Raw genomic sequence first — 21,427 nt, 5'->3', positions numbered from 1 at the left:
GCAAGACGATCAGGTATCGAAACTCGCAGCGTCGGCCCCCAAGGGAAAAACCAGTGAAGCGTTTGGTATTAAGTTTATGTTTGCTGGCCGTTGTCGCTCTGGCGAGTGTTCATGGAACAGGGATGGTGAAAACCGCCGCCCTGACAGCCGCCGATGCTAGCGATATCGGATATCTGAATGTACTCAATAACTTGGGCGTCATCGCCGCCGCCCCCCACCCCACCGCATCACCACGCCAGGCCGCTGTCAGGCACTACTTGCAGGAAACGATTGCGGGTATGGGTTACCAGGTGGTTGAGCAACCCTTTCGATTTACCATCGAAAGCATGGTGTACCGGCAGAAAATGCTCTACGCCGAGCTGAACGAGCACCAGCGCCAAGCATTCGATGCCGAGCTGGCTCGGGTGGGCGCGGACAGTTTTGAAAAGGAAGTGCGAATCCGCTCCGGCCTGCTGGAAGGCGACAGCGGCCAGGGTATCAACCTGATAGCCTCACTCCGCGTACCGGGAGCGACCGCGACGGTCCTGTTCATGGCGCATTACGACAGCGTTGGCACCGCCCCTGGGGCCAGTGACGATGGCATGGCCGTCGCCTCGATACTCCAGCTGATGCGGGAAACCGTTACCCGTAACGATACCAAAAACAATGTTGTCTTTCTATTTACCGATGGCGAAGAACTGGGCCTACTGGGAGCGGAGCACTACGTCTCGCAGCTCAGCACGCCGGAACGTGAAGCCATCCGCCTGGTATTGAACTTCGAAGCCAGGGGTAACCGGGGCATCCCTTTATTATTCGAGACCTCACAGATGGACTACAGCCTGATCAGGAATCTGAACGCAGGGGTTAGGGACATCATATCCTTCTCATTCACCCCCCTGATTTACAAGATGCTGCAAAACGACACGGACTTTACGGCCTTTAGAAAAAAGAACATCGCGGGGTTGAATTTTGCGGTCGTGGAGGGTTTTCAACACTACCACCACATGAGCGACACGGTGGAGAACCTTGCGCCAGAAACCTTGTTTCGCTACCAAAAGACAGTGCGTGAAGTGGGCAACCACTTTATCCAGGGTATCGACCTCTCCTCCCTGAGCGCTGACGAGGACGCAACCTATTTCCCACTGCCAGGCGGCACGCTGCTGGTACTCCCTTTGCCCGCCATGTATGCGCTGGGCATCGCCTCGTTCGTGCTCTGCGGTCTTTGGGCGCAACGCTGCCGCACTCGCCGCCAACATCAGGGCAAGAATTCCGTGCTGCGGCCCATGGCCATTATCCTCTTCGGCATTGCCTGCGCAGTACTTGCATTCTACGTCCCCAGCATTGCCTATCTGTTCGTCATCCCCGGCCTGATTCTGGCTTGCGCCATGTTGTTGCGAAGCCTCTCCATCTCCTATTCGATCATGCTGCTGGGCGCTTATGCCTTCGGGATACTCTACGCGCCTATCGTCTACCTGATTTCATCAGGTCTTAAGATGCCGCTCATTGCCGGGGTCATTGCACTCCTCCCCCTATGCCTGCTGGCCGTGGGACTGGTCCCAGTTTGGGCGAAGCTACAATCTGAGGACATTTAGCTTTTCTGGGGTTTTTGATCGGTCTCACGCAAAGCGTCGTAGAGCACGGTCTTCCCGATTTTTAGCCGTATTGCCACTTCACGATCGTTGACCCCCTGTGTCAGCAGTACCCTCGCACTTTGTAATTTACGGATCGATTCGGCCGCACAGCGTTGCCGGAATTGGTCGATAAATTTGGCGGGAATGTCCTGAAACACTGCCGGCGCCAAGCCAATAACGTTGATGCACTTGAGCTTGGCGATGGCGACCAATACGCTGTCCAAGCTGGCCTTGCCGGGGTCGGTCTTGAGATTACTGAACGAGATGGCAGTAGCTTGCTCGCTATGCGTGTCGTCCGGGTCGACTTCCTCGTCGCCCAGCAGTCAGTCGAGAGCAGCCTTGTCATCTGCACTCAAGCCCGTGAATGATCGCTTGCTGCCTTGTTTCGTAGCTGCGCACGGAAGAACGGATGACACGATCAAGGTGATCGCCGGCGGGTGGTTCCAGGCGTGGCGCTTCGCCCGCGCCGACCTGCTGGCCGAAGTCCGTGGTTTTGCGCCGATCGCTGCGATCCAGGTCGAGTACAGCCTCGCCGAACGCACCGCCGAGCGCGAACAACTGCCGATGGCCGAAGCCCTTGGCCTGGCCGCGACGCTGTGGTCGCCGCTGGGTGGCGGCTTCCTCACCGGCAAGTATCGCAACAGCGAAGGCGACAACCGCGCGAACAAGCTCGGTGTGCTGATTCATGCCGAAAAAAGCGCCCGCGTTACCGCCCTGCTCGACACCTTGATCGACGTCGCCGCAGAACTCGACGCCAGCCCGACCCACGTGGTCATTGCCTGCATGCGGGTCTTACTGATTAGGCTGAATGCCATGTTGCGGGACGGCACCGAATGGCGGTGACGAGTGGCATGGTGAAGACAGTTGCTCCCACATTTTGATCGCACTCACCTTTCGAACCACTCCCGACGCTCGCTGAAGGTGTTCTCGATCAACTCGACGACCGTCCGCACCTGTGCTTCACCCTGTGACTCGGCGTTGACCGCCATCCACACCTGACGCCGCATCGGCCGGTCAAACAGGCCCGGCAAGGCCACCAGGCCGCGGTCAAAGTGGCTCATGTAGTGCGGCAGCAGGCCGACGCAGGCGCTGCAACGGATCATCTCCAGCATCAGTTCATAGGATTGCAACTGCACTGCTCCCGCCAGGCGTTGGTCCACCAGTGCATTCCATGGCCGCAAGCTTTCAACCTGGCAGTTCTGTTGCCATTGCACCAGGAGGAAATCGGCCAGTTCCTCCTGGCATTCCGGCCTGGAAGCCACCCGTGAGTAACGCTTGGCAATGTGCGGCAGGTACTCCAGTTGCGCCAGAGACCGGGGTTCGGTGGTGGCAAAGCTCGGACCCGGCAACGGCGATCCGGTTTCGCCCAGCCACACCACCACGTCGGCGCTGACCGCTTGCAGGGCCAATTCGCTGTCGAGCGTCTTGATGTCCAGGCGCACGCTGGCATTGCGCCGCAGCAGCGCCACCAGGTCACGCCCGAGAATGTCATGCAGGATCGAATCGGCCACGGCCAGGCGAATCAACGGCTGTTCGATCACCGGCAAATCGCGCTCATGGGCCAGGGCGATCAATTGTGCGTGCAGGCGCAAGCCATCGCGACTGAGGCTCAAACCATTGTCTGACGGGTTGAACAGTGAGCAGCGCAGCTGTGTTTCCAGCAGCGCCAGTTGCCTGCGCAGGCGGGTGGCCTTGATGTTCAGGCTGCGCGCGGCCTGCATGAAACAACCGCAACGGGCACTGACGGTGAAGCACAGCGCCAGTTCGGGGTCGATACCCGCGGCCAGCTGGCGCCAGGACGTATTTTTATCGATGGCTACACGATACTCGGCAGCACCCCGGTGGGCGCTGGTTTCCATGACTGACATCGAGGACTCCCTGTCGACATGACACTGACAGCTCCATCCTGCGGATCATTGATGAACCTGCTGTGACAATGACTCAGGCGCTGGGGGTCTGGCGAAAGCTCACGGCCAGGCGATTCCAGCTGTTGATGGTGGTGACGGCGATGGTCAGGTCGACCATTTCGCTTTCACTGAACTGCTCCCTTGCCTGCGCGTAAACATCGTCCGGCACGTGGCTTTGCGAGAGCAAGGTGACGGCTTCGGTCCAGGCCAGCGCGGCTCTTTCCCGCGGATTGAAAAAGTTGCTGTCGCGCCAGACCACGATGGAATACAGGCGGCGCTCGCTTTCGCCGAGGCGCCTTGCATCCACCGAGTGCATGTCGGTACAGAAGGCACAGCCGTTGAGTTGCGAGGCGCGAATCTTGACCAGGTGCAGCAGGCCCTGCTCGATGCTCAGGCTGCTGGTCAGGGCCTCCATGGCGATCATGGCCTTCATCGCTTTGGGGGACGCGCTGTAGTAATCCAGGCGGGGCTTCATGGAGCGTTCTCGTGCGGCCTTGAGTTGATTTTCACGGTAATCGCTGGCGCGCGAGCATGACAGATCCAATTTCGCGATTTCCCCGTGGACCAGGGCCTGCAGACCAATTGACGGTTTTTCCACTGCGCAACTTCTGCCGACCGAGCGGATAAGGGTAATCTTGCGCGACGCACACGCGCCTCAACAGCCCCGGAGTCTCGCCGGCATGGAACTACATGTTGTCATCAATGGCCGCAAGGACCTGGCCGGCCAGTTGTATAACCAACTGCGCAGCGCCATCGAGTCCGGACGCCTGGCCGCCGGGACGCAACTGCCGCCCAGCCGTTTGCTGGCTGAACAATTGGGCATTTCACGCAAGACCATTTCCGATACCTACGCCCAGTTGACCTACGAAAACTTCCTCACCGGGGTAGTCGGCAAAGGCACTTACGTCAATGCGCGCACGTCGAAGGTGCAGCGTAAACAGAACTACACGGAGCTTGGCGGCTTCGAGGTGATCGAGTCCTGGCGCAACCTGCCGGTATTCCTGCGTCATCCGACCCTGGAAGGCTCGCTGCGCTACGACTTCATTGGTGGCGCCACCAGCAAGGGCCAGTTTCCCCAGGATGACTGGCGACGCTGCACCTCCCACGCGCTGCGCCAGATTGCCGGCTCCAAGGGCTTGTACAGCTTGCCTGAGGGCTTGCCCGCCCTGCGCAACGCCATTGCGCGGCACATCGCGTTCTCCCGCGGGGTCAATTGCCAGGACGAGGATGTGGTGGTGTGCAACGGCGCGCAGCAGGCACTGGACCTGATTGCGCGGGTACTGATCAGTCCGGGCAGCCTGGTCGCCATGGAGGACCCCGGCTACCCGCCGGCGCGGCTGCTGTTCGGCACCCATGGCGCCACGGTGATCGGCGTGCCGGTGGACGCCGAAGGCATTGTGGTGGAGCAGATTCCTCGCGGCACACGCCTGATCTACGTCACCCCGTCGCACCAGTTCCCGCTGGGCATTGCGATGAGCCAGGCACGCCGGGAAGCACTGCTGGCCAAGGCTCACGAGCTGGGCGCGATCATCATCGAGGACGACTACGACAGCGAATTCCGCTACGAAGGCCGACCCACCGACTCCCTGCAAAGCATGGACGAACGGGGGATCGTCGCTTACGTCGGGACCTTTTCCAAAACCCTGCTGCCGGAACTGCGGCTTGGCTATGGGATCCTGCCGCCAGCGATCCTGGAGGCCGTGGTGCGCGCCAAACAGCTCACCGACCTGCACACGTCGACCCTGCCGCAGTGGGCGCTGGCCAAGTTCATCGCCGAAGGCTGCCTGCTCAAGCACATCCGCCGCTGCCATACCATCTATGCCGGGCGCCGCGAGCGGATCCTGACGCGCATGGCCGGCGACCTCTCACCCTGGCTGGAGGCGGTGCCGTCCACCGCCGGCTTTCACATGGTGGTGATGTGCAAAGTGCCCCTGGATATTCCATTGGTGATCGAACTGGCGAAAAAAGTCGAAGTCGGGCTCTATGCCATCGACAGCTTTTTCTATCAGCAAGCGCCCAAGGCCGGGTTTTTCCTCGGTTTTGGCGCCATTGAGACCCTGGACATCGACACCGCCCTGGACCGTGTGCGCGACATTTTGCAGCAGATGGCCTGACGGATTGGCCTGCGGCTTTATCGGGCGATTGGCTATTGGCGGTCCGCAGGGTCAGGCCTATCCTGCATAGGCGTTAACCCTCAATGAGCAGGATTCGTCCGGCCTGATTCAGGAGTGTGAGCAATGTCCCATGAAGTGATCAATACCGTACAGGTACGTGCCGTCGCCGGCCGCTCGGATGAACTGGGTAAGCAACTGCAAAAGATTGTCGAAACCCTGCGTGAACTACCGGGCTGCGAATCCTATATGGTCGACCGCTGCCCAGAGGACAGCAATCGCTGGACGGTCAGTGCCCGCTGGCAATCGGAAGCGGCCATGAAGTCGCATTTCAACTGCCCCGAAGTCCAGGGTTTCATCGGCCTGATCGACAGCCAACTGGCCAATGCCGTGGACTTCAACAGTTTTCCGATCGTCTGAAAACAAGATCAAGAGATCGCAGCCTGCGGCAGCGCCTACATGGGCTGCGATCTTTGCTTTGGTCTCCTCGCCTTCCGCCATATTGGCTGTTTAACCGCTACCGCTTGCGCACTACTGTGGTTTGCAACAACTAACCACCGCAGGTAAAGAACCATGAACATGCTGCGTTTGCGTGCTGCTTCCCTCGCCGCCCTGGCCCTGATTGTGTCCGCATCGGCCTTTGCCCATGACCCTTCGGAAAAGGTCACCGTCTTGCAGGACCAGATGCTTAAAAATGCCCCGGGCAAAAAGGCTTTGATGATCGAGGTCGACTACCAGCCAGGCCAATCGTCCATTGCCCACAAGCACGACGGCACGGCCATGGCCTATGTGCTTTCGGGGGCGATCACGTCTCAGGTGAAAGGCGAAAAAGCGGTCACCTACAAGGCTGGTGAGTATTGGTACGAACCCGCGGGTTCGGAACACCTGGTCTCGAAAAACGCCAGTACAACCAAGCCGGCGAAGCTGTTGGTGTTCATGGTATTGGCCCCCGACGAGAAAGTGTTGATCCCATTGGAAAACTGATGGCTGAACGTACAGCCATAAATAAAAAGGCTCGAATTGCGAATTCGGGCCTTTTTATTTCCCGAGGCAATTAACCGAAGACTGTTAAGCCAAACAAAACTATTGGCCAACGGATAAGTTCGGACATTGGCTATTTAAATAAAACAGCCAGGGTTTAGTCTTGAGTCACCGCCGGCACAGCACCGGCAACTTAAACTTTCGACCAAGCTGTTTCACTGGAGAAACACCATGAAACTTGCACTTGCCAGCACATTGACCTTAACGATTGTTTTAACCGGTTGCTCGATCCCTACTGCGCCCACGGCGGTCTCTTCACTCAATGGCATTTTCACCGAACCGGTAGGCCGCAGCGGAGCCACCCTGATTAACAACGGCAGCCAGGTCTCGTTGGGCATCGTCTACAGCCAGAATACCCAGACGAACCGTGCCTATCTGCGGGACTACCAGGCCAACGCAGGCACTGGTTTCGGCCAGAGCCTGCTGGTGCAGCCAATTCATGACGCCTATGTAGCCACTTCCAAGCCAGACCTGGCCGTGGATTGGGTCAAGGCCTCCCTGCAGCGGCAATTCGGTTCGGTGACCGTGTATCCGGATATGCAGAGCCTCAGGGCGGCGAAGCCGGACGTGATGGCGGTGGTCGACACCCGCAGCCAACTGATTACATCGCGCAGTTCAGATATCCAGTCGGATGTCAGTGCGGACTTTTACGACAAGAGCTTTAACTATATCGGCACTGCACAAGGGCATGACGCCAAAGCACTCAGTCCCGTGTGGGCTGACTACAAACGTAGCGAAGAGATCGTTGCCGACATCAATGAACAACAGAATGTGCAAATCAGGGCACTGCAGAAGTTTGACCAGTCGCTCAGCGACTTATTGACAACCCCCTCAAAGGAAATATCAAAACTCGACTCTAAAACAGAGAAAAAATTTTATTAACACTGAAAACTTGTCGCGAGCAAGTTCCCTACCACAGGTGATCGAACTCGCCTGGAAGAATTCGGTCACCTGTGCCGCCCACAAACGTCAGAACCTGGATCAAGGGGCTATTTAGTCACATCAAGAAATCATCGAGCACTTCACTCACAGTTTGGATACCATTACTTTGAACTGGCACAAAAGCCACTTCAACTTAATTCGAAATAAAGGAATATTTATGAACAAAGACCAAGAACGGTCCTTCGTTGCTCGCCTGTCTAGCGATTTCAGCAATATGAGCTTTTTTGACCAACAGTTGGACTCCAGCCTGTTTAACTCTTCCGGATTTTCCTCTCCGTATCCACCAAACATCATCACAACAAACGAGTTTGTCCTTGATGGCAAACTATTCCCGGTGGCAAACGACCGGCGCACGCCTAAACTTATTGTACATTTCCGGTGTTATGACGATTACTACAACCTGCAAATCCTCAACGAGCCGTACTCCCTAAAATACTTCAGTAAAGACAGTCAAGGTATCCTCGGGGCTTTCCCTGCAGCGGGGGGAGAAACAACATCATTCAATTTGTTGGACGACAACCACAACATCATTACATTGGATGATTTAGCTTCAAACGAGGCGACCATTTATCTTAAGGCACGGAGCGGAGAAATTATCAAAAAGAGCATCTGGGGTAAGCCGATCAATAAAGCAATATTTACTGACAAGAGCGGAGATATCTCTGCATTTCAGCTAACGATCCTTGAAAGAGAGGTCGCAACGCCGAAAAGTCCGGCAGATTACGCCTGAACAATAGATAACACTCACCTTAGTGAGCCACATCCAAAAGGCAATACTGGCAGCGCGAGATAAAAAAAGCCCCGCATCTCTCGATGCGGGGCTTTTTCATTCAACGCCTGATCAGGCCGCCGGTTCCAGCTCGGCGGCGACTGCGGCAGGCACTATCGCTTGACCGCTCAACGCCAGGTCCAGCAGTTCGCGGTTGGCCACCGCGTACATGGCGTAGTCGGTGCCGCTGGCGGCACGGATTTCCACCAGCATGGCGCGCCAGCGTTCGATCATGCCTTCGTGCTGCGCCATCCACAGGGAGAGCCGTGTTTCCACGTCCTGGGTGCCGTCGCCCTGTTGCAGGACCGAGATAGTGATCGCGCGTTGCTGCCAGTCGACGTCATCGCGGAACGCTTCACGGGCCAGGGCCTGCCAGTTGTTTTCAACCGGCAGAGCGCTGATCTGTTGCATGTACCAGGTGATGTCCAGCGCGCTGCCCACGGCGAAGTAAGCCTTGGCCACCTCGGCCGGATCCTGGCCGGTCACGTCGGAAGCCTCGATGATCGGCAGCAGGGTGTACAGGTGCGAAGTGCCAGCCACCATACGCGCCAGCAACTCCGGCACACCGGCTTCGACGTAGGCCTGATAACGGCGCTGCCAGGTTTCACGGATCTCGCCACTGAGCAGCTCGTCGAGCTTCAGGCCCAACTCTTTCAAGTGCGGACCAAAGTGCGCGACGTCACGGGCAGCGTTCTGCTCGTTGCGACGGGCACGCAGGAACCAGCGCGTGGCGCGACGGCCCAGGCGCATCAGCTCGTCCATCAGCTCCAGTTGAACGTCGGCCGAAACCTGGTAATCCAGGTTTTCGATCTGACGGAACCAGTGCGGGAGATGGAAAATGTCACGCACGATCACGTACGCGCCGGCCACGTTCGCCGGGCTCATGCCGGTCGACTCTTTGAGTCGCTGAACGAAGGTGATGCCCATGTGGTTGACCAGATCGTTGGCGATCTGGGTGCTGACGATTTCGCGCTTCAGGCGGTGACGGCGCATGGCCACGGAGAACTTGCTCACCAGGGTTGGCGGGAAAGCGGTTTCCATGTCGCGGGTCAGGTAGTCGTCGTCCGGCACCAGGGAGCCCAGCAGTTGCTCCTTGAGGTCGATCTTGCTGTAGGAGATCAGCACCGACAGCTCGGCACGGGTCAGGCCATGGCCTTCCGCGACACGCTCGTTGATCGCTTCTTCCGACGGCAGGAACTCGATGGCACGATCCAGCTTGCCACGGCCTTCCAGGTCGTTCATCAGGCGCTTGTACTCGGCAATCCGCGGCAAGGCGCGACGGGCTGCCAGGGACAGGGCCTGGGTCTGCTTGTAGTTGTTGCCCAGCACCAGACCACCGACTTCGTCGGTCATGCTCGCCAGCAACTGGTTACGTTGCTTGTCGGTCATGTCGCCGGCCTGAACCACTTCGTTCAGCAGGATCTTGATGTTCACTTCGTGGTCGGAGCAGTCCACGCCACCGGCGTTGTCGATGAAGTCGGTGTTGGAACCGCCGCCATTGAGGCCGAATTCCACACGACCCAGTTGGGTCATGCCCAGGTTACCGCCCTCGCCCACGACTTTGCAGCGCAGTTCGTTGCCGTTCACGCGCAGTGCATCGTTGGCCTTGTCGCCGACATCGGCGTGGCTTTCGCTGCTGGCCTTGACGTAGGTACCGATACCGCCGTTCCACAGCAGATCCACTGGCGCCTTGAGCAAGGCGTTCAGCAGTTCGGTCGGGGTCAGCTTGTCGGCCTCGATGTCGAAGCGCTCTTTCATCTGCGGGGAAATCGCGATGCTCTTCGCGCTGCGCGAGAAGATGCCGCCGCCTTCGGACATGATGCTGGTGTCGTAGTCCGACCAGGCCGAACGCGGCAGGTCGAACAGGCGCTGACGCTCGGCGAAGCTCGACGCCGGCTCAGGGTTCGGATCGATGAAGATGTGCAGGTGGTTGAACGCCGCGACCAGCTTCAGCTTGTCGGACATCAACAAGCCGTTGCCGAACACGTCACCGGCCATGTCGCCGACACCGACCACAGTGATGCTGTCTTCCTGGACATTGATGCCGCGCTCGCGGAAGTGGCGCTGTACGCCGACCCACGCGCCCTTGGCGGTGATGCCCATCTTCTTGTGGTCGTAACCGGCCGAACCGCCGGACGCAAACGCGTCACCCAGCCAGAAGCCGTAGTCGATGGCGATGCCGTTGGCGATGTCGGAGAAGGTCGCGGTGCCTTTGTCCGCCGCCACGACCAGGTACGGGTCATCGTCGTCATGACGCACGACGTTGGCCGGCGGTACCAGTGCGCCGTCCTTCAGGTTGTCAGTGATGTCCAGCAGACCCGAAATGAAGATGCGGTAGCAGGCGATGCCCTCGGCCGCGATCTCGTCACGGCTGCCGCCCAGTGGCAGGCGACGCGGCAGGAAGCCGCCCTTCGCACCCACCGGCACGATCACCGAGTTCTTCACTTGCTGGGCTTTTACCAGGCCCAGCACTTCGGTACGGAAGTCTTCTTCACGGTCGGACCAGCGCAGGCCGCCACGGGCAACGTTGCCAAAGCGCAGGTGCACGCCTTCGACGCGCGGCGAGTACACGAAGATTTCGAACTTCGGTACCGGCTTGGGCAGCTCGGGAATCAAGTGCGGGTTGAACTTGAAGCTGAAGTACGACTTGTTATGGCCGTTGGCATCGGTCTGGTAGAAGTTGGTACGCAGGGTGGCCTTGATCAGGTCCAGGTAGCGACGCAGGATGCGGTCTTCGTTCAGTACCTGGACGTCGTCCAGGGCGCTGAGAATCGCGTGTTCCAGACGCTGTTGCTTGTCGTCCAGGTCATCGCTGGTCAGCTTGCGCGCCAGGTAGAAGCGGGTCTTGAACAACCGGGTCAGCTCGCGAGCGATGTCGGTGTGGTTGTTCAGGGTGCTGGCGATGTAACCCAGGTCGAAGCCCAGGCGGATCTGCTTCAGGTAACGGGCGTAGGCACGCAGCAGCGCCACGTCACGCCATGGCAGGCCGGCGGTCAGTACCAGACGGTTGAACGCGTCGTTCTCGGCATCGCCACGCACGATGTGGACGAACGCGTCCTGCAGCGTGTCGTTGAGCTGCTGGATGTCGAGTTCCAGGCCTTCGGCGGCAGTGAACGCGAAGTCGTGAATCCAGAATTCGCGGCCGTTGCTGTGACGCAGGTGATACGGGAACTCTCCCAGCACGCGCAGGCCGAGGTTTTCCAGGATCGGCAGGACGTCGGACAGTGCCAGCGGCGTATCGGCGTGGTACAGCTTGCAATGCAGCTGGCGCTGGCCGGCGACCTGGCCCAGCGGCTGATAGAAGCTCATCACCAGCGGGTTCTTGTCGCTCAGGCTCAACAGGTGCTGCATGTCGACCACAGCGGAATGCGCAGCGAAACGCTCGCGGTAACCGGCCGGGAAGCCTTTCGGAAAGTCGGCCAGCACGTTGGTGCCCTGGGCTTCACCGAAGCTCTCGACGGTCAGTGCGGCGTAGTCGTCCTGCCAGCTGCGGCAGGCCTGCACCACTTCTTTTTCCAGCAGCAGCGGGTCGATGTCGAGGCGGTTTTTCGGGTCGACGCGCAGGATCAACTGCACGCGGGCCAGCACGGACTCGGAGAAGAAGGTCCAGAATTCGCAGTCGGTGGCTTTAAGGCGATCCATCAGCACTTGCTGGATCTTCTGGCGCACTTCGGTGGAGTAGATGTCGCGCGGCACGTAGGCCAGGCAGTAGCAGAAACGGCCGTACGGGTCTTTGCGCAGGAACACGCGAATCTTGTTGCGTTCCTGGATCTGCACGATCGACATCACGGTGCTGAACAGCTCGTCCACCGGGGTCTGGAACAGATCGTCGCGCGGCAGCACTTCGAGCACCTGCGCCAGTTCCTTGCCCAGGTGGGCCTTGGCCTGGAAGCCGGAGCGGTGTTCGATTTCCTCGACCTTGCGACGAATGTACGGGATCACCCGCACGCTCTCGCCATACACCGAGGAGGTGTACAGGCCCATGAAACGGCATTCCTTGATGACCTTGCCGTTGGCGTCGATTTCGCGGATCGACACGTAGTCCGGGTAAGCCGGGCGGTGTACACGGCTTGGGTGCGCGGCCTTGGCGAACGACAACAGGGTCGGTTCGCGCAGGTAGTTCACGGCGTAGTCTTCGATGCGCAGGTCATCGTAGGTCAGGCCGGCACGCAGCAGCTTGGTCAGGCCGAGGAAGGAGTCCTTGTCGTAGACGATATGGCCGCCATCGGCTTCGTCGCTGACCACGAATTCTTCATAACCGAGGAAGGTGAAGTGGTTGCCCACCAGCCATTCCAGGAAGCTCTTGATTTCGTTCTTCTCGTCGCCATCGACGGCAAACTGGCTGTTGTCCAGCTTGGTCAGGATCTCCTGGACCTTGGCCTTCATCGGCTCGAAATCGCCGACGGCCACGCGGACTTCACCGAGCACCTGCTCCAGCTCTTTGCTGAGCACATTGAGCTCGGCGGTGTTGGCGCAGCGGTCGATTTCCAGGTACATCAGCGATTCTTGCTGAATGTCGTCGCCCTGGGTGCCTTTAGGCAGGATTTCCAGCAACTCGCCCTTGCTGCCACGACGCACGCTGAGCACGGTGGTTTGCAGGGTATGGATGCTGTAGCCGCGGCGGTTCAGCTCGGTACGCACCGAGTCCACCAGGAATGGCAGGTCGTGGTGCAGCACTTCGACCGCCGTGTGGGTCGACTGCCAGCCGTGGCGTTCGTAATCGGGGTTGAAGACGCGCACTTGCGGTTGCGCGTGATCGAAGCGCTCAAGCAGGCGCCATGCAGAAAGGGTGCAGCCAGCAAGGTCGGACAACCGACGCTGGGTCAGCTCGTCAAGGGAAATGATGCCGAAGAATTGTTCAGCGAACAGCGCCACTTGTGGCAGTGCCTGTTCACTGATGTGCTGCGCCAGTGCCGCTTGCAGTTGGTGCTGGAAGTCGGCTTTGCTGGCTGCGGTGAAGAACGCCATCTGTGGTACTCCGCTTGGGCTTGTTATTGATGAAAGCGTCACGCGAAACCCCTTTCGGGGCTACGTTTCAAAGCTAGCCGTCACCCGGTTCCTGATTCTCGGGCAGAGGAAACAGGGTGACAGGTGGGTGAAGCTGGACGAGACACTCAGGTCACATTCACCTTCCGTGAATGGGCATCTGCAAAAACGACTGGCCCCGGGTTGCTCCAATGTCTTTACAGGTATCCATTGGTTGCGCAGCTTAACCAGTGCGGCAAGGCCCATGCTTGCGGCGCTGCGACATATTCGGTCATCGGCACGCTGCTCAAGGCATGCGCATCGAACAACACTAGCATTCGTACAGGAAAATGACGGTTATCCATCCGGTTTTACGGGACATCCGTACCAGAAATGACCAGTAACACTCTCCCCGCTCACAACCCGGTCACTGATACGCGAACGAGCAGAAATGTGCGCAGGCTGGCAGAATCGCCCCTTGTTGCGTTTACCACGCCCGTCGAGCCAGGAATTTCCCATGAAAATGAAAACCGCCCTCTTGATCGTCAACCCTTGCGATGACGAAGAAGACGACATGGCCATGCTTTGCTGCCACAGCGAACAGGGCGAAATGTTCCTCATGAGCCGCTACCCGGATGAAGACGAACTGGAAATCACCCTCGACGGCGAGCCTTCGACCCTGGAGGGCGTGAAAGTCACCCTCAGCCCTGCCCTGCTGAAGATCGAAATTGCGGCGGCAGATGCCGATGCGCTCAATGGGGACGATGTGCTGGAAATCACCTTTGATGCCGACATGACGGATCTGGCTGAAGTGGAAGAAACCCTGCAGAACATTCTCAAGGGTACCGGCACCTATATCAGCCAGATTTGATGGCGTCTGGGCGGGCGCCTTCGCGAGCAAGCCCGCTCCCACAGTCGACCGCGTTATTCCGGCAAGAATGCGATCAAATGTGGGAGCGGGCTTGCCCGCGAAGAAGCCCGAGAGAACACCCCCAACCTGCAACCTGTAGAAAGCTCCTACAACGATTGCCAACCATTTCCTGCACTTTGCGCAAAATGCCGTTAGTCGCCGCCCCCCGCGATGGATTAAAGTAACGCCCCCAGCCCTGGCGTATGTCGAACGTCCTCGGCCACCCTTTTGCAGGAACAGTCATCGATGGAACATCGTGAAGCGCTGCTCGCGCTGCGAACCTTTCTTTCAACGCAGATTCTCGGCCAGGAAAAACTCATCGAGCGCTTGCTCATCGCCCTGCTCGCCGACGGCCACATGCTGGTCGAAGGCGCCCCTGGCCTGGCCAAGACCAAGGCCATCAAAGAACTCGCCGAAGGCATCGAGGCTCAATTCCACCGCATCCAGTTCACCCCTGACCTGTTGCCGGCCGACATTACCGGCACCGAAATCTACCGCCCGGAAACCGGCAGTTTCGTGTTCCAGCAAGGCCCGATCTTCCACAACCTGGTTCTGGCGGACGAAATCAACCGCGCCCCGGCCAAGGTCCAGTCGGCGCTGCTCGAAGCCATGGCCGAACGCCAGGTCAGTGTCGGGCGCAGCACCTACGAGCTGTCGCCCCTGTTTCTGGTGATGGCCACGCAGAACCCGATCGAGCAGGAAGGCACCTACCCCCTGCCTGAAGCCCAGCTCGACCGCTTCCTGATGCACGTGAAAATCGGCTTCCCGGACGCAACCGTTGAACGCAAGATCCTGCAACAGGCCCGTGGCGAAGCCCTCAATGGCGAAACCAAGCCCGAACGCCGGGTCAGCCAGCAGGCCATTTTTGCCGCGCGCAAGGAAATCCTCGGCTTGTACATGGCCGACGCCGTGGAGGAATACCTGGTACAGCTGGTCATGGCCACGCGCATCCCGGCCAAGTTCGACCCGGAGATGGCCGAGTGGATCGCCTATGGCGCCAGCCCGCGCGGTTCGATTGCCCTGGACCGCTGCGCCCGCGCCCACGCCTGGCTGGCCGGCCGCGACTTCGTCAGCCCGGAAGACATCCAGGCCGTGCTGTTCGACGTGTTGCGCCATCGCATCATTCTTTCCTTTGAAGCCGAAGCCGCTGGCATCGATCAGGACCGGGTAGTCCAGCGGATTCTCGACGTCGTAGCCGTCGCTTGACCCCGATGAACGCCAGCCTGCCGCCCGAGCCGGGCATCCGTGTCAGCCTCGCCGACCTGATCGAGATGCGCCATCGCGTGCGTGAAGTGCAGTTGTTTTCCACGCCGAGCCAGCGCAGCCCGCTGATCGGCCTGCACCACTCCAAACTGCGCGGACGTGGCGTCGACTTCGATCAGGTGCGGGTCTATCAAGCCGGCGACGATGTGCGCACCATTGACTGGCGCGTGACGGCCCGTACCCAGGAACCCCACACCAAGCTGTTCCACGAAGAACGTGAGCGACCGATCTTCATCATGGTCGAACAGAGTCGCCGGCTGTTTTTCGGCTCGGGCCTGATGTTCAAGTCGGTGCTCGCCGCCCAGGCCGCAAGCCTGATCGGTTGGGCCGCCCTGGGGCATAACGACCGGGTCGGCGGGCTGGTGTATGGCGACAATGAGCACTACGAAATCAAGCCTCGGCGCAGCAAGCAAAGCCTGCTGCAGTTGCTCAACCGGCTGGTGCGGGTCAATCAGTCGCTCAACAGCGAAAGCGAACCGGACCGCGATGCCTTTGGCATTGCCCTGCGCCGCGCCCGGGAAGTGTCGCGCCCTGGCAGCCTGGTGATCGTGATCTGCGACGAGCGCGCCCTTTCGGACAGCGCCGAGCAACAGCTGAGCCTGTTATCGCGCCACTGCGACCTGTTGTTGCTGCCGTTGTCCGATCCGCTGGACCATGCCCTGCCCGCCGCGGGTCTTTTGCGTTTCGCCGAACGCGGCGCGCAACTGGAACTCGACACGCTGAATTTCGACCTGCGCCAGACTTACCGGGCCCAGGCCGAAGCACGTATCGCCCGCTGGGAACTGCTCGCGCAGAAACTGCGGGTGCTGATGATGCCGTTGAGCACTCAGAGCGAAATGGTCGAGCAACTGCGCGAGTACCTGAACCCACAGAAACCGGGGAAAGGCCGATGAGCAGCCTTGATCAACTGCAACCGCTGATATCCCCGCCACCAGTGGAGTTCTGGCCCCCGGCACCGGGTTGGTGGCTGCTGCTGCTCGTGGTCCCACTGATCGGTCTGGGCCTGTGGAAGCTGCGTCGCTTCATTCCGCAAAAACGCCCCGTGGTACGTGCCGAACAGCCGCTCGATCCGGTACGCCTTGCGGCCCTGGCCGAGCTGGCACTGATGCCCAAGCCTTACGACGGTGCGCCGGCGGGTGCCTGGCTGCAGCAACTCAACGGCCTGCTCAAGCGCCTGTGCCGCAACCACTATCCCTACAGCCAGAGCCACACCCTCAACGGCCGCAAATGGCTGGCGTTCCTCGACAATCGCTGCCCGGCGGCCGGCCTGACCCGCTGGATGGTGCTCGTGGAAGGCGCCTACAAACCCGAATGCAAACTCGACGACAAGGCCATTGCCGGCCTGACCCAAGCCGTCGATACGTGGATTCGCAAACATGTTTGAATTCGCCTGGCCGTGGATTTTTGCCCTTGCGCCGCTGCCGTGGCTGATGCGCATCGTATTGCCGGTGGCCGACAGTGGTGAACCGGCACTCAAGGTCAGCTTCCTCAGCGACCTGGAAGGCCTCGCCGGGCGACGCGCCCGGGCCAACCTGCCAGCCTGGCGCCAGCAGGCACCGTTCATCCTGCTATGGCTGTTGCTGCTGGTCGCGGCGGCTCGCCCGCAGTGGCTCGGCGAGCCCCTGCCGATTGCCGCCAGCGGCCGTGACCTGCTGGTGGCAGTGGACGTTTCCGGGTCCATGGATTTCCCTGACATGCAATGGCAGGACGAAGACATCAGTCGCCTGTCACTGGTCCAGCATCTGCTCGGCGACTTTCTCGAAAGCCGCGAAGGTGACCGGGTCGGGTTGATCCTGTTCGGCAGCCAGGCCTACTTGCAGGCACCGCTGACCTTCGACCGCCACACCGTGCGCGTCTGGCTCGATGAGGCGCGCATCGGCATCGCCGGTAAAAACACCGCCATCGGCGATGCCATCGGTCTGGCCCTCAAGCGCCTGCGTTTGCGTCCGGCCACCAGCCGCGTGCTGATCCTGGTGACCGATGGTGCCAACAATGGCGGTGAAATCGACCCACTCACCGCTGCGCGACTCGCCGCCAAGGAAGGCGTGAAAATCTACCCGATCGGCATCGGCGCCGATCCAGAGCAAAGTGGCACGGTCGGCTTCCTCGGCGTCAACCCGAGCCTGGACCTCGACGAACCGTCCCTCAAGGCCATCGCCGAGGCCACGGGTGGCCAGTATTTCCGTGCTCGCGACGGCAAAGAGCTGCAGGCAATCAAGGACACCCTGGATCAACTGGAGCCCGTGGCCCAGCAACCCACCCAGGCCCGCCCGACCCAAGCGTTGTACCACTGGCCACTGGCCCTGGCACTGTGGCTGAGCATACTGCTGGTGGCCCCCGTGCTCTGGCCGGACAACCCCTTGCAACGCCTGTTCACCAAGGATCTGTTCTTGCAAACCCAACTGCTGCCTGACTGGCGCCAGCGTCTCAAACGCCTGCGCCTGCGGAGGCGTCGATGAGTATGCTGTGGCCGTACTGGTTCCGCCCCTGGTGGCTGCTGTTGCTGCCGGTGCTTGGCTGGTTGCTCTGGCAACTGTGGCACCGCAAGAAGCGCGCCGGGCGCTGGCAAATGATTCTGCCACCGGCCTTTCACGCCGCACTGCTCAGTGGCGGCAGTGGCGGCAGTGGCCGTGACAGTAAACTGCCCTGGATCGCCCTCGGTCTCGCGTGGCTGTTGACCCTGCTCGCCCTGCTCGGTCCGGGCTGGCAGCGTGTCGAGCAGACCAGTCAAAAGCCCGCCGACCCGCTGGTGGTGGTGCTCGAGCTGACCCCGGAAATGCTCGCCACCGACGTCATGCCCAACCGCCTCGAACAGGCGCGACGCAAGTTGTTCGATCTACTGCAGATTCGCAGCGACGCGCAAACCGCCATCGTCGTCTACGCCGGCAGCGCCCACACGCTGGTACCGCTGTCGGATGATCTGTCCACCAGCCGCAATCTGCTGGACGCACTGAAACCGTCGTTGATGCCAGAGACCGGGCATCGCGCCGATCTGGCGGTGCTCAAGGCCCTGGCGCTGCTCGAACAAGCGGCGCTGGGCGACGGCCGGATCCTGCTGATCGGATCGTCCCTGACCGAACAGGAACGGCTGGGCATCCGTCATGCGCTCAGCGGCAAATCGACTCAATTTCTGATGCTTGGCATCGGCACCGCCGAAGGCTCGCCCATCACCCAGGAGGACGGCAGTTTCCTCAAGGATGAACAAGGGGCCATTCTCGTGCCGCGCCTGGACGAGCCAGGCTTGAAAGCTTTTGCCAACGACCTGGATGGACGCTTTCGCCAGGCGCGCCTGGACGACAGTGACCTGCATGCCCTTGGCCTGTTCGACGGCCCGCGCAACCTGCGCAACGACGGTCAGACCCTGCGCCTGGACACCTGGGCCGATCAAGGTTACTGGCTTTTGCTACCGCTGCTGTTGCTGGCGGCCTGCGCGGGGCGTCGCGGCTGGCTGCTGTGCCTGCCGCTGCTATTGGCGTTGCCTCAACCGAGCTACGCCTTCGACCTCGCCGACCTGTGGTTGCGTCCTGATCAACAAGGCGTGCACCTGCTCAAACAAAAGCGCCCGGCCGAAGCCGCCCGGCGCTTCGAAGACCACCAGTGGCAAGGCGTGGCGCTCTATGAAGCCGAAGATTACGCCCGCGCCGCCGAGCGGTTCGCAGAAGGCAACGATGCCCACGCCCACTACAATCGAGGCAATGCCCTGGCCAAGAGCGGTGAGCTGGAGGCGGCCCTGGACGCGTACGAACAGGCACTTGAACGTCAACCGGACTTGCGCCCGGCGCTGACCAACAAGGCGCTGGTGGAAGAGCTGCTCAAGCAGAAAAACAGCCCGCCTGCCCCGGAACCGGACCCTTCCGCCGGCAATGAACCCCAGGCCATGCAACAACAGACTCCACCCGGCGTCTCATCGCAATCTTCGGACAGCGGCGAGCCGCAGGCGCAAGAACCGCCGGCCGACTCCCACACTGTGCAACCGCCGGTGTCGCCGCCCAGACCGGGTGCCAATGAAGTGCCCGGCAGCGAGCTGGGTGACGAACAGCACACCACGCCGCCCTTGCGCCCTGCCACCGACAGTATCGAAGGTGAACAGCGTCAGGCACTGGAGCAGTGGTTGCGGCAGATCCCGGATGACCCCGGCGAGCTGCTGCGGCGAAAATTCTGGTACGAACAGCAACAACATCAGGATCAGGAAAAAACTCGATGACCCGCTTCACCGTTTTATTGCTCGCGCTGATGCACGGCCTGTTGTTCTGCACTGTCCAGGCACAGGCTGCAGAGCTGGCCGCCAGTGTGGACCGCAGTCGCCTGAGCTCAGGCGAGACGGTCGAGCTGACCCTGGAATCCACCGACGTGACCCAGTTCGGCAAACCCGACCTGACACCGCTGGAGCCGTTGTTCGAAGTGCGCGGCACCCGCCAGGTCAACCAGTTGAACACCCTCAGCGGTGAAAACCAGGCCGCCACGCGCTGGATCATCACCCTCCTGCCGCGGCAAAACGGCAGCGTCGTGATTCCGCCCCTGCAACTGGGCGAACTGCAGAGCCAGCCGATCACCCTGCAAGTGGTCGAAAGCGAAACACCGGACAACCCGAACAAACGCGCCCCGGTGTTCATCGATGCCAGCCTCGATCAAACCAGCGTGTACGTTCAGGCCCAGGCAGTCCTGACCCTGCGCATCTACCACTCGGTGTCGCTGTACGACGACAGCAGCCTGCCCCCCTTGCAGATACCTGACGCACGCATCGAACAATTGGGCGAATCACGCACCTACGAAAAAGACATCGATGGGCTGCGCCACGGTGTGATCGAAATGCGCTACGCGATCTACCCGCAACACAGTGGCGAACTGATCATTCCGGCACAGGTCTTCAACGCTGCGCTGGTCGATGCGCAACCGGTACAGGACAGCGCCACCCAGGGACCGAAATCCGACAAGCTGATGCGCGTCACCTCGGCCGAACTGCTGTTAACGGTCAAGGCCAAACCCATCACCTGGCCGGCCGATGCCCCCTGGCTGCCAGCGCGCAGCCTGACCCTGAGCGAAAGCTGGAACCCGGAGCCGGACCACGCCCAGGTCGGCGATTCACTGACCCGCAGCCTGACGGTGACGGCCGAAGGCTTGTCCAGCACCCAACTGCCACCGCTGCCCGGCACCGACGTCGGCGGGCTGCGCCGCTACCCGGATCAACCGGTGCTCGGCAACCAGAACAGCGAACGCGGCCTGGTCGGCAGCCGTGAAGACCGCGAGGCGCTGGTGCCGACACGCACCGGCGCCATCGAGCTGCCCACCGTCGACGTGGTCTGGTGGAACACCTTCGAAGACCATCTGGAACACAGCAGCCTGCCCGCCCGCACGCTGCACGTGGCGGCCAACCCGAGTCTGGTGGTCGACACCCCGGCCGGCGTGTCTGCGGTCGAAGCCGGCGCCGACAGCGAAGCCCTGTGGCGCTGGAAGCTCAGCACCCTGTTCCTGGCCTGCACCACCCTGCTCGGCTTCGGCCTCTGGTGGCGTGGCCGCTGGCAACCGGCGGTGGCGCGCGCCGCCCAAACCGGCCCGAGCCCGCGCACGGTACTCGACGACCTCAAGCGTGCCTGCCTGGCCAATGATTCCCACGCCACCCGCCAGGCCCTCGACGCCTGGGCCCGGCAACAACCGGAAACCCTGGCCGACATGGCCGCCCGCTTCGTGCCCCTGTCCAACGCCCTCGACGGCTTGAACGGCGCGCTCTACAGCGAAACCGGCCAGTACTGGCAAGGTGACGAGCTGTGGCGGGCGATCAAGGCGATCCCGATGGCCGAACGGGTGCAGGATGTGGTTGGCGACAGTGGGTTGCCGCCGCTTTATCCCAAATAACTCGCCCTTGAGACAAAGAGCGCCACCTGTGGGAGCGAGCTTGCTCGCGAATGCGG

At 60.7% G+C, this 21,427-nt stretch carries 17 protein-coding genes and 1 pseudogene; 14 read left to right on the top strand and 4 right to left on the bottom strand.

Annotated elements, in window-relative coordinates; translation table 11 throughout:
• Positions 1-53 precede the first annotated feature (53 nt).
• Positions 54-1,571 (top strand): M28 family metallopeptidase, encoded by a 1,518-nt coding sequence (locus C9422_RS00515; protein ID WP_133248990.1) that lies wholly within the window; start codon positions 54-56, stop codon positions 1,569-1,571.
• Here the strand turns inward: C9422_RS00515 and C9422_RS00510 are convergent.
• Positions 1,568-1,834 carry a hypothetical protein gene (locus C9422_RS00510; protein WP_133248989.1) on the bottom strand — a complete coding sequence of 89 codons (267 nt, stop codon included), beginning with the start codon at positions 1,832-1,834 and terminating at the stop codon, positions 1,568-1,570. The two genes, C9422_RS00515 and C9422_RS00510, sit on opposite strands and share 4 nt — an antisense overlap.
• A gap of 217 nt (positions 1,835-2,051) precedes the next feature.
• Here C9422_RS00510 and C9422_RS00505 point away from each other — a divergent pair.
• Positions 2,052-2,399: pseudogene (locus C9422_RS00505) on the top strand (aldo/keto reductase); the annotation flags it as partial.
• Between the two features lie 98 nt (positions 2,400-2,497).
• On the opposite strand, the gene C9422_RS00500 reads toward C9422_RS00505, so the two are convergent.
• Together C9422_RS00500 and C9422_RS00495 are read right to left on the bottom strand one after the other, a co-directional pair.
• A complete protein-coding gene (locus tag C9422_RS00500) occupies positions 2,498-3,478 on the bottom strand; it encodes a LysR family transcriptional regulator (RefSeq protein WP_116579273.1) in 981 nt (326 codons plus the stop codon).
• Positions 3,479-3,551: 73 nt separating this feature from the next.
• Positions 3,552-3,992: a carboxymuconolactone decarboxylase family protein gene (locus C9422_RS00495; protein ID WP_116579570.1), complete on the bottom strand. Its 441-nt coding sequence runs from the start codon at positions 3,990-3,992 to the stop codon at positions 3,552-3,554.
• Positions 3,993-4,197: 205 nt separating this feature from the next.
• Here C9422_RS00495 and C9422_RS00490 point away from each other — a divergent pair, with 205 nt between their 5' ends.
• From C9422_RS00490 to C9422_RS00470, 5 genes are all read left to right on the top strand, one after another.
• On the top strand, positions 4,198-5,631 hold the full coding sequence (locus C9422_RS00490) for a PLP-dependent aminotransferase family protein (protein ID WP_116579272.1): 1,434 nt from the start codon (positions 4,198-4,200) through the stop codon (positions 5,629-5,631).
• Positions 5,632-5,754: 123 nt separating this feature from the next.
• Complete coding sequence (locus C9422_RS00485; protein ID WP_007979914.1) at positions 5,755-6,048, top strand: antibiotic biosynthesis monooxygenase family protein; 294 nt, start codon at positions 5,755-5,757, stop codon at positions 6,046-6,048.
• A 153-nt stretch (positions 6,049-6,201) separates the two neighbouring features.
• Positions 6,202-6,612: a cupin domain-containing protein gene (locus C9422_RS00480; protein ID WP_116579271.1), complete on the top strand. Its 411-nt coding sequence runs from the start codon at positions 6,202-6,204 to the stop codon at positions 6,610-6,612.
• A 228-nt stretch (positions 6,613-6,840) separates the two neighbouring features.
• On the top strand, positions 6,841-7,551 hold the full coding sequence (locus C9422_RS00475) for an ATPase (protein WP_116579270.1): 711 nt from the start codon (positions 6,841-6,843) through the stop codon (positions 7,549-7,551).
• Positions 7,552-7,768: 217 nt separating this feature from the next.
• On the top strand, positions 7,769-8,341 hold the full coding sequence (locus tag C9422_RS00470) for a hypothetical protein (RefSeq protein WP_116579269.1): 573 nt from the start codon (positions 7,769-7,771) through the stop codon (positions 8,339-8,341).
• Between the two features lie 111 nt (positions 8,342-8,452).
• Here C9422_RS00470 and C9422_RS00465 read toward each other — a convergent pair whose 3' ends face one another.
• Positions 8,453-13,348, bottom strand: coding sequence for an NAD-glutamate dehydrogenase (locus C9422_RS00465; RefSeq protein ID WP_116579268.1), 4,896 nt, complete (start codon positions 13,346-13,348; stop codon positions 8,453-8,455).
• A gap of 514 nt (positions 13,349-13,862) precedes the next feature.
• Here C9422_RS00465 and C9422_RS00460 point away from each other — a divergent pair.
• The 7 genes from C9422_RS00460 (at position 13,863) to C9422_RS00430 (ending at position 21,371) form a co-directional block, all read left to right on the top strand.
• Positions 13,863-14,216 carry a hypothetical protein gene (locus C9422_RS00460; RefSeq protein ID WP_116579267.1) on the top strand — a complete coding sequence of 118 codons (354 nt, stop codon included), beginning with the start codon at positions 13,863-13,865 and terminating at the stop codon, positions 14,214-14,216.
• 285 nt (positions 14,217-14,501) lie between these two features.
• Positions 14,502-15,461, top strand: coding sequence for a MoxR family ATPase (locus C9422_RS00455; protein WP_007979923.1), 960 nt, complete (start codon positions 14,502-14,504; stop codon positions 15,459-15,461).
• Positions 15,462-15,466: 5 nt separating this feature from the next.
• Positions 15,467-16,411: a DUF58 domain-containing protein gene (locus C9422_RS00450; protein ID WP_007979925.1), complete on the top strand. Its 945-nt coding sequence runs from the start codon at positions 15,467-15,469 to the stop codon at positions 16,409-16,411.
• Positions 16,408-16,902 carry a DUF4381 domain-containing protein gene (locus C9422_RS00445; RefSeq protein WP_007979927.1) on the top strand — a complete coding sequence of 165 codons (495 nt, stop codon included), beginning with the start codon at positions 16,408-16,410 and terminating at the stop codon, positions 16,900-16,902. The genes C9422_RS00450 and C9422_RS00445 overlap by 4 nt, the downstream gene beginning before the upstream one ends.
• On the top strand, positions 16,895-17,977 hold the full coding sequence (locus C9422_RS00440) for a VWA domain-containing protein (RefSeq protein ID WP_116579266.1): 1,083 nt from the start codon (positions 16,895-16,897) through the stop codon (positions 17,975-17,977). Before C9422_RS00445 ends, C9422_RS00440 begins: the two co-directional genes overlap by 8 nt.
• The gene (locus C9422_RS00435; protein ID WP_116579265.1) at positions 17,974-19,722 is read left to right on the top strand and encodes a VWA domain-containing protein; all 1,749 of its coding nucleotides are present in this window, start codon (positions 17,974-17,976) and stop codon (positions 19,720-19,722) included. Before C9422_RS00440 ends, C9422_RS00435 begins: the two co-directional genes overlap by 4 nt.
• Positions 19,719-21,371 (top strand): BatD family protein, encoded by a 1,653-nt coding sequence (locus C9422_RS00430; RefSeq protein ID WP_116579264.1) that lies wholly within the window; start codon positions 19,719-19,721, stop codon positions 21,369-21,371. Before C9422_RS00435 ends, C9422_RS00430 begins: the two co-directional genes overlap by 4 nt.
• The last annotated feature ends 56 nt before the right edge of the window (positions 21,372-21,427 follow it).

Source organism: Pseudomonas sp. B1(2018) (genome assembly GCF_003097365.1).
Classification (GTDB): domain Bacteria; phylum Pseudomonadota; class Gammaproteobacteria; order Pseudomonadales; family Pseudomonadaceae; genus Aquipseudomonas; species Aquipseudomonas laurylsulfatiphila.
Note: the sequence above shows the minus strand (reverse complement) of the source record. Positions and strands in the feature narration are given on the sequence as shown.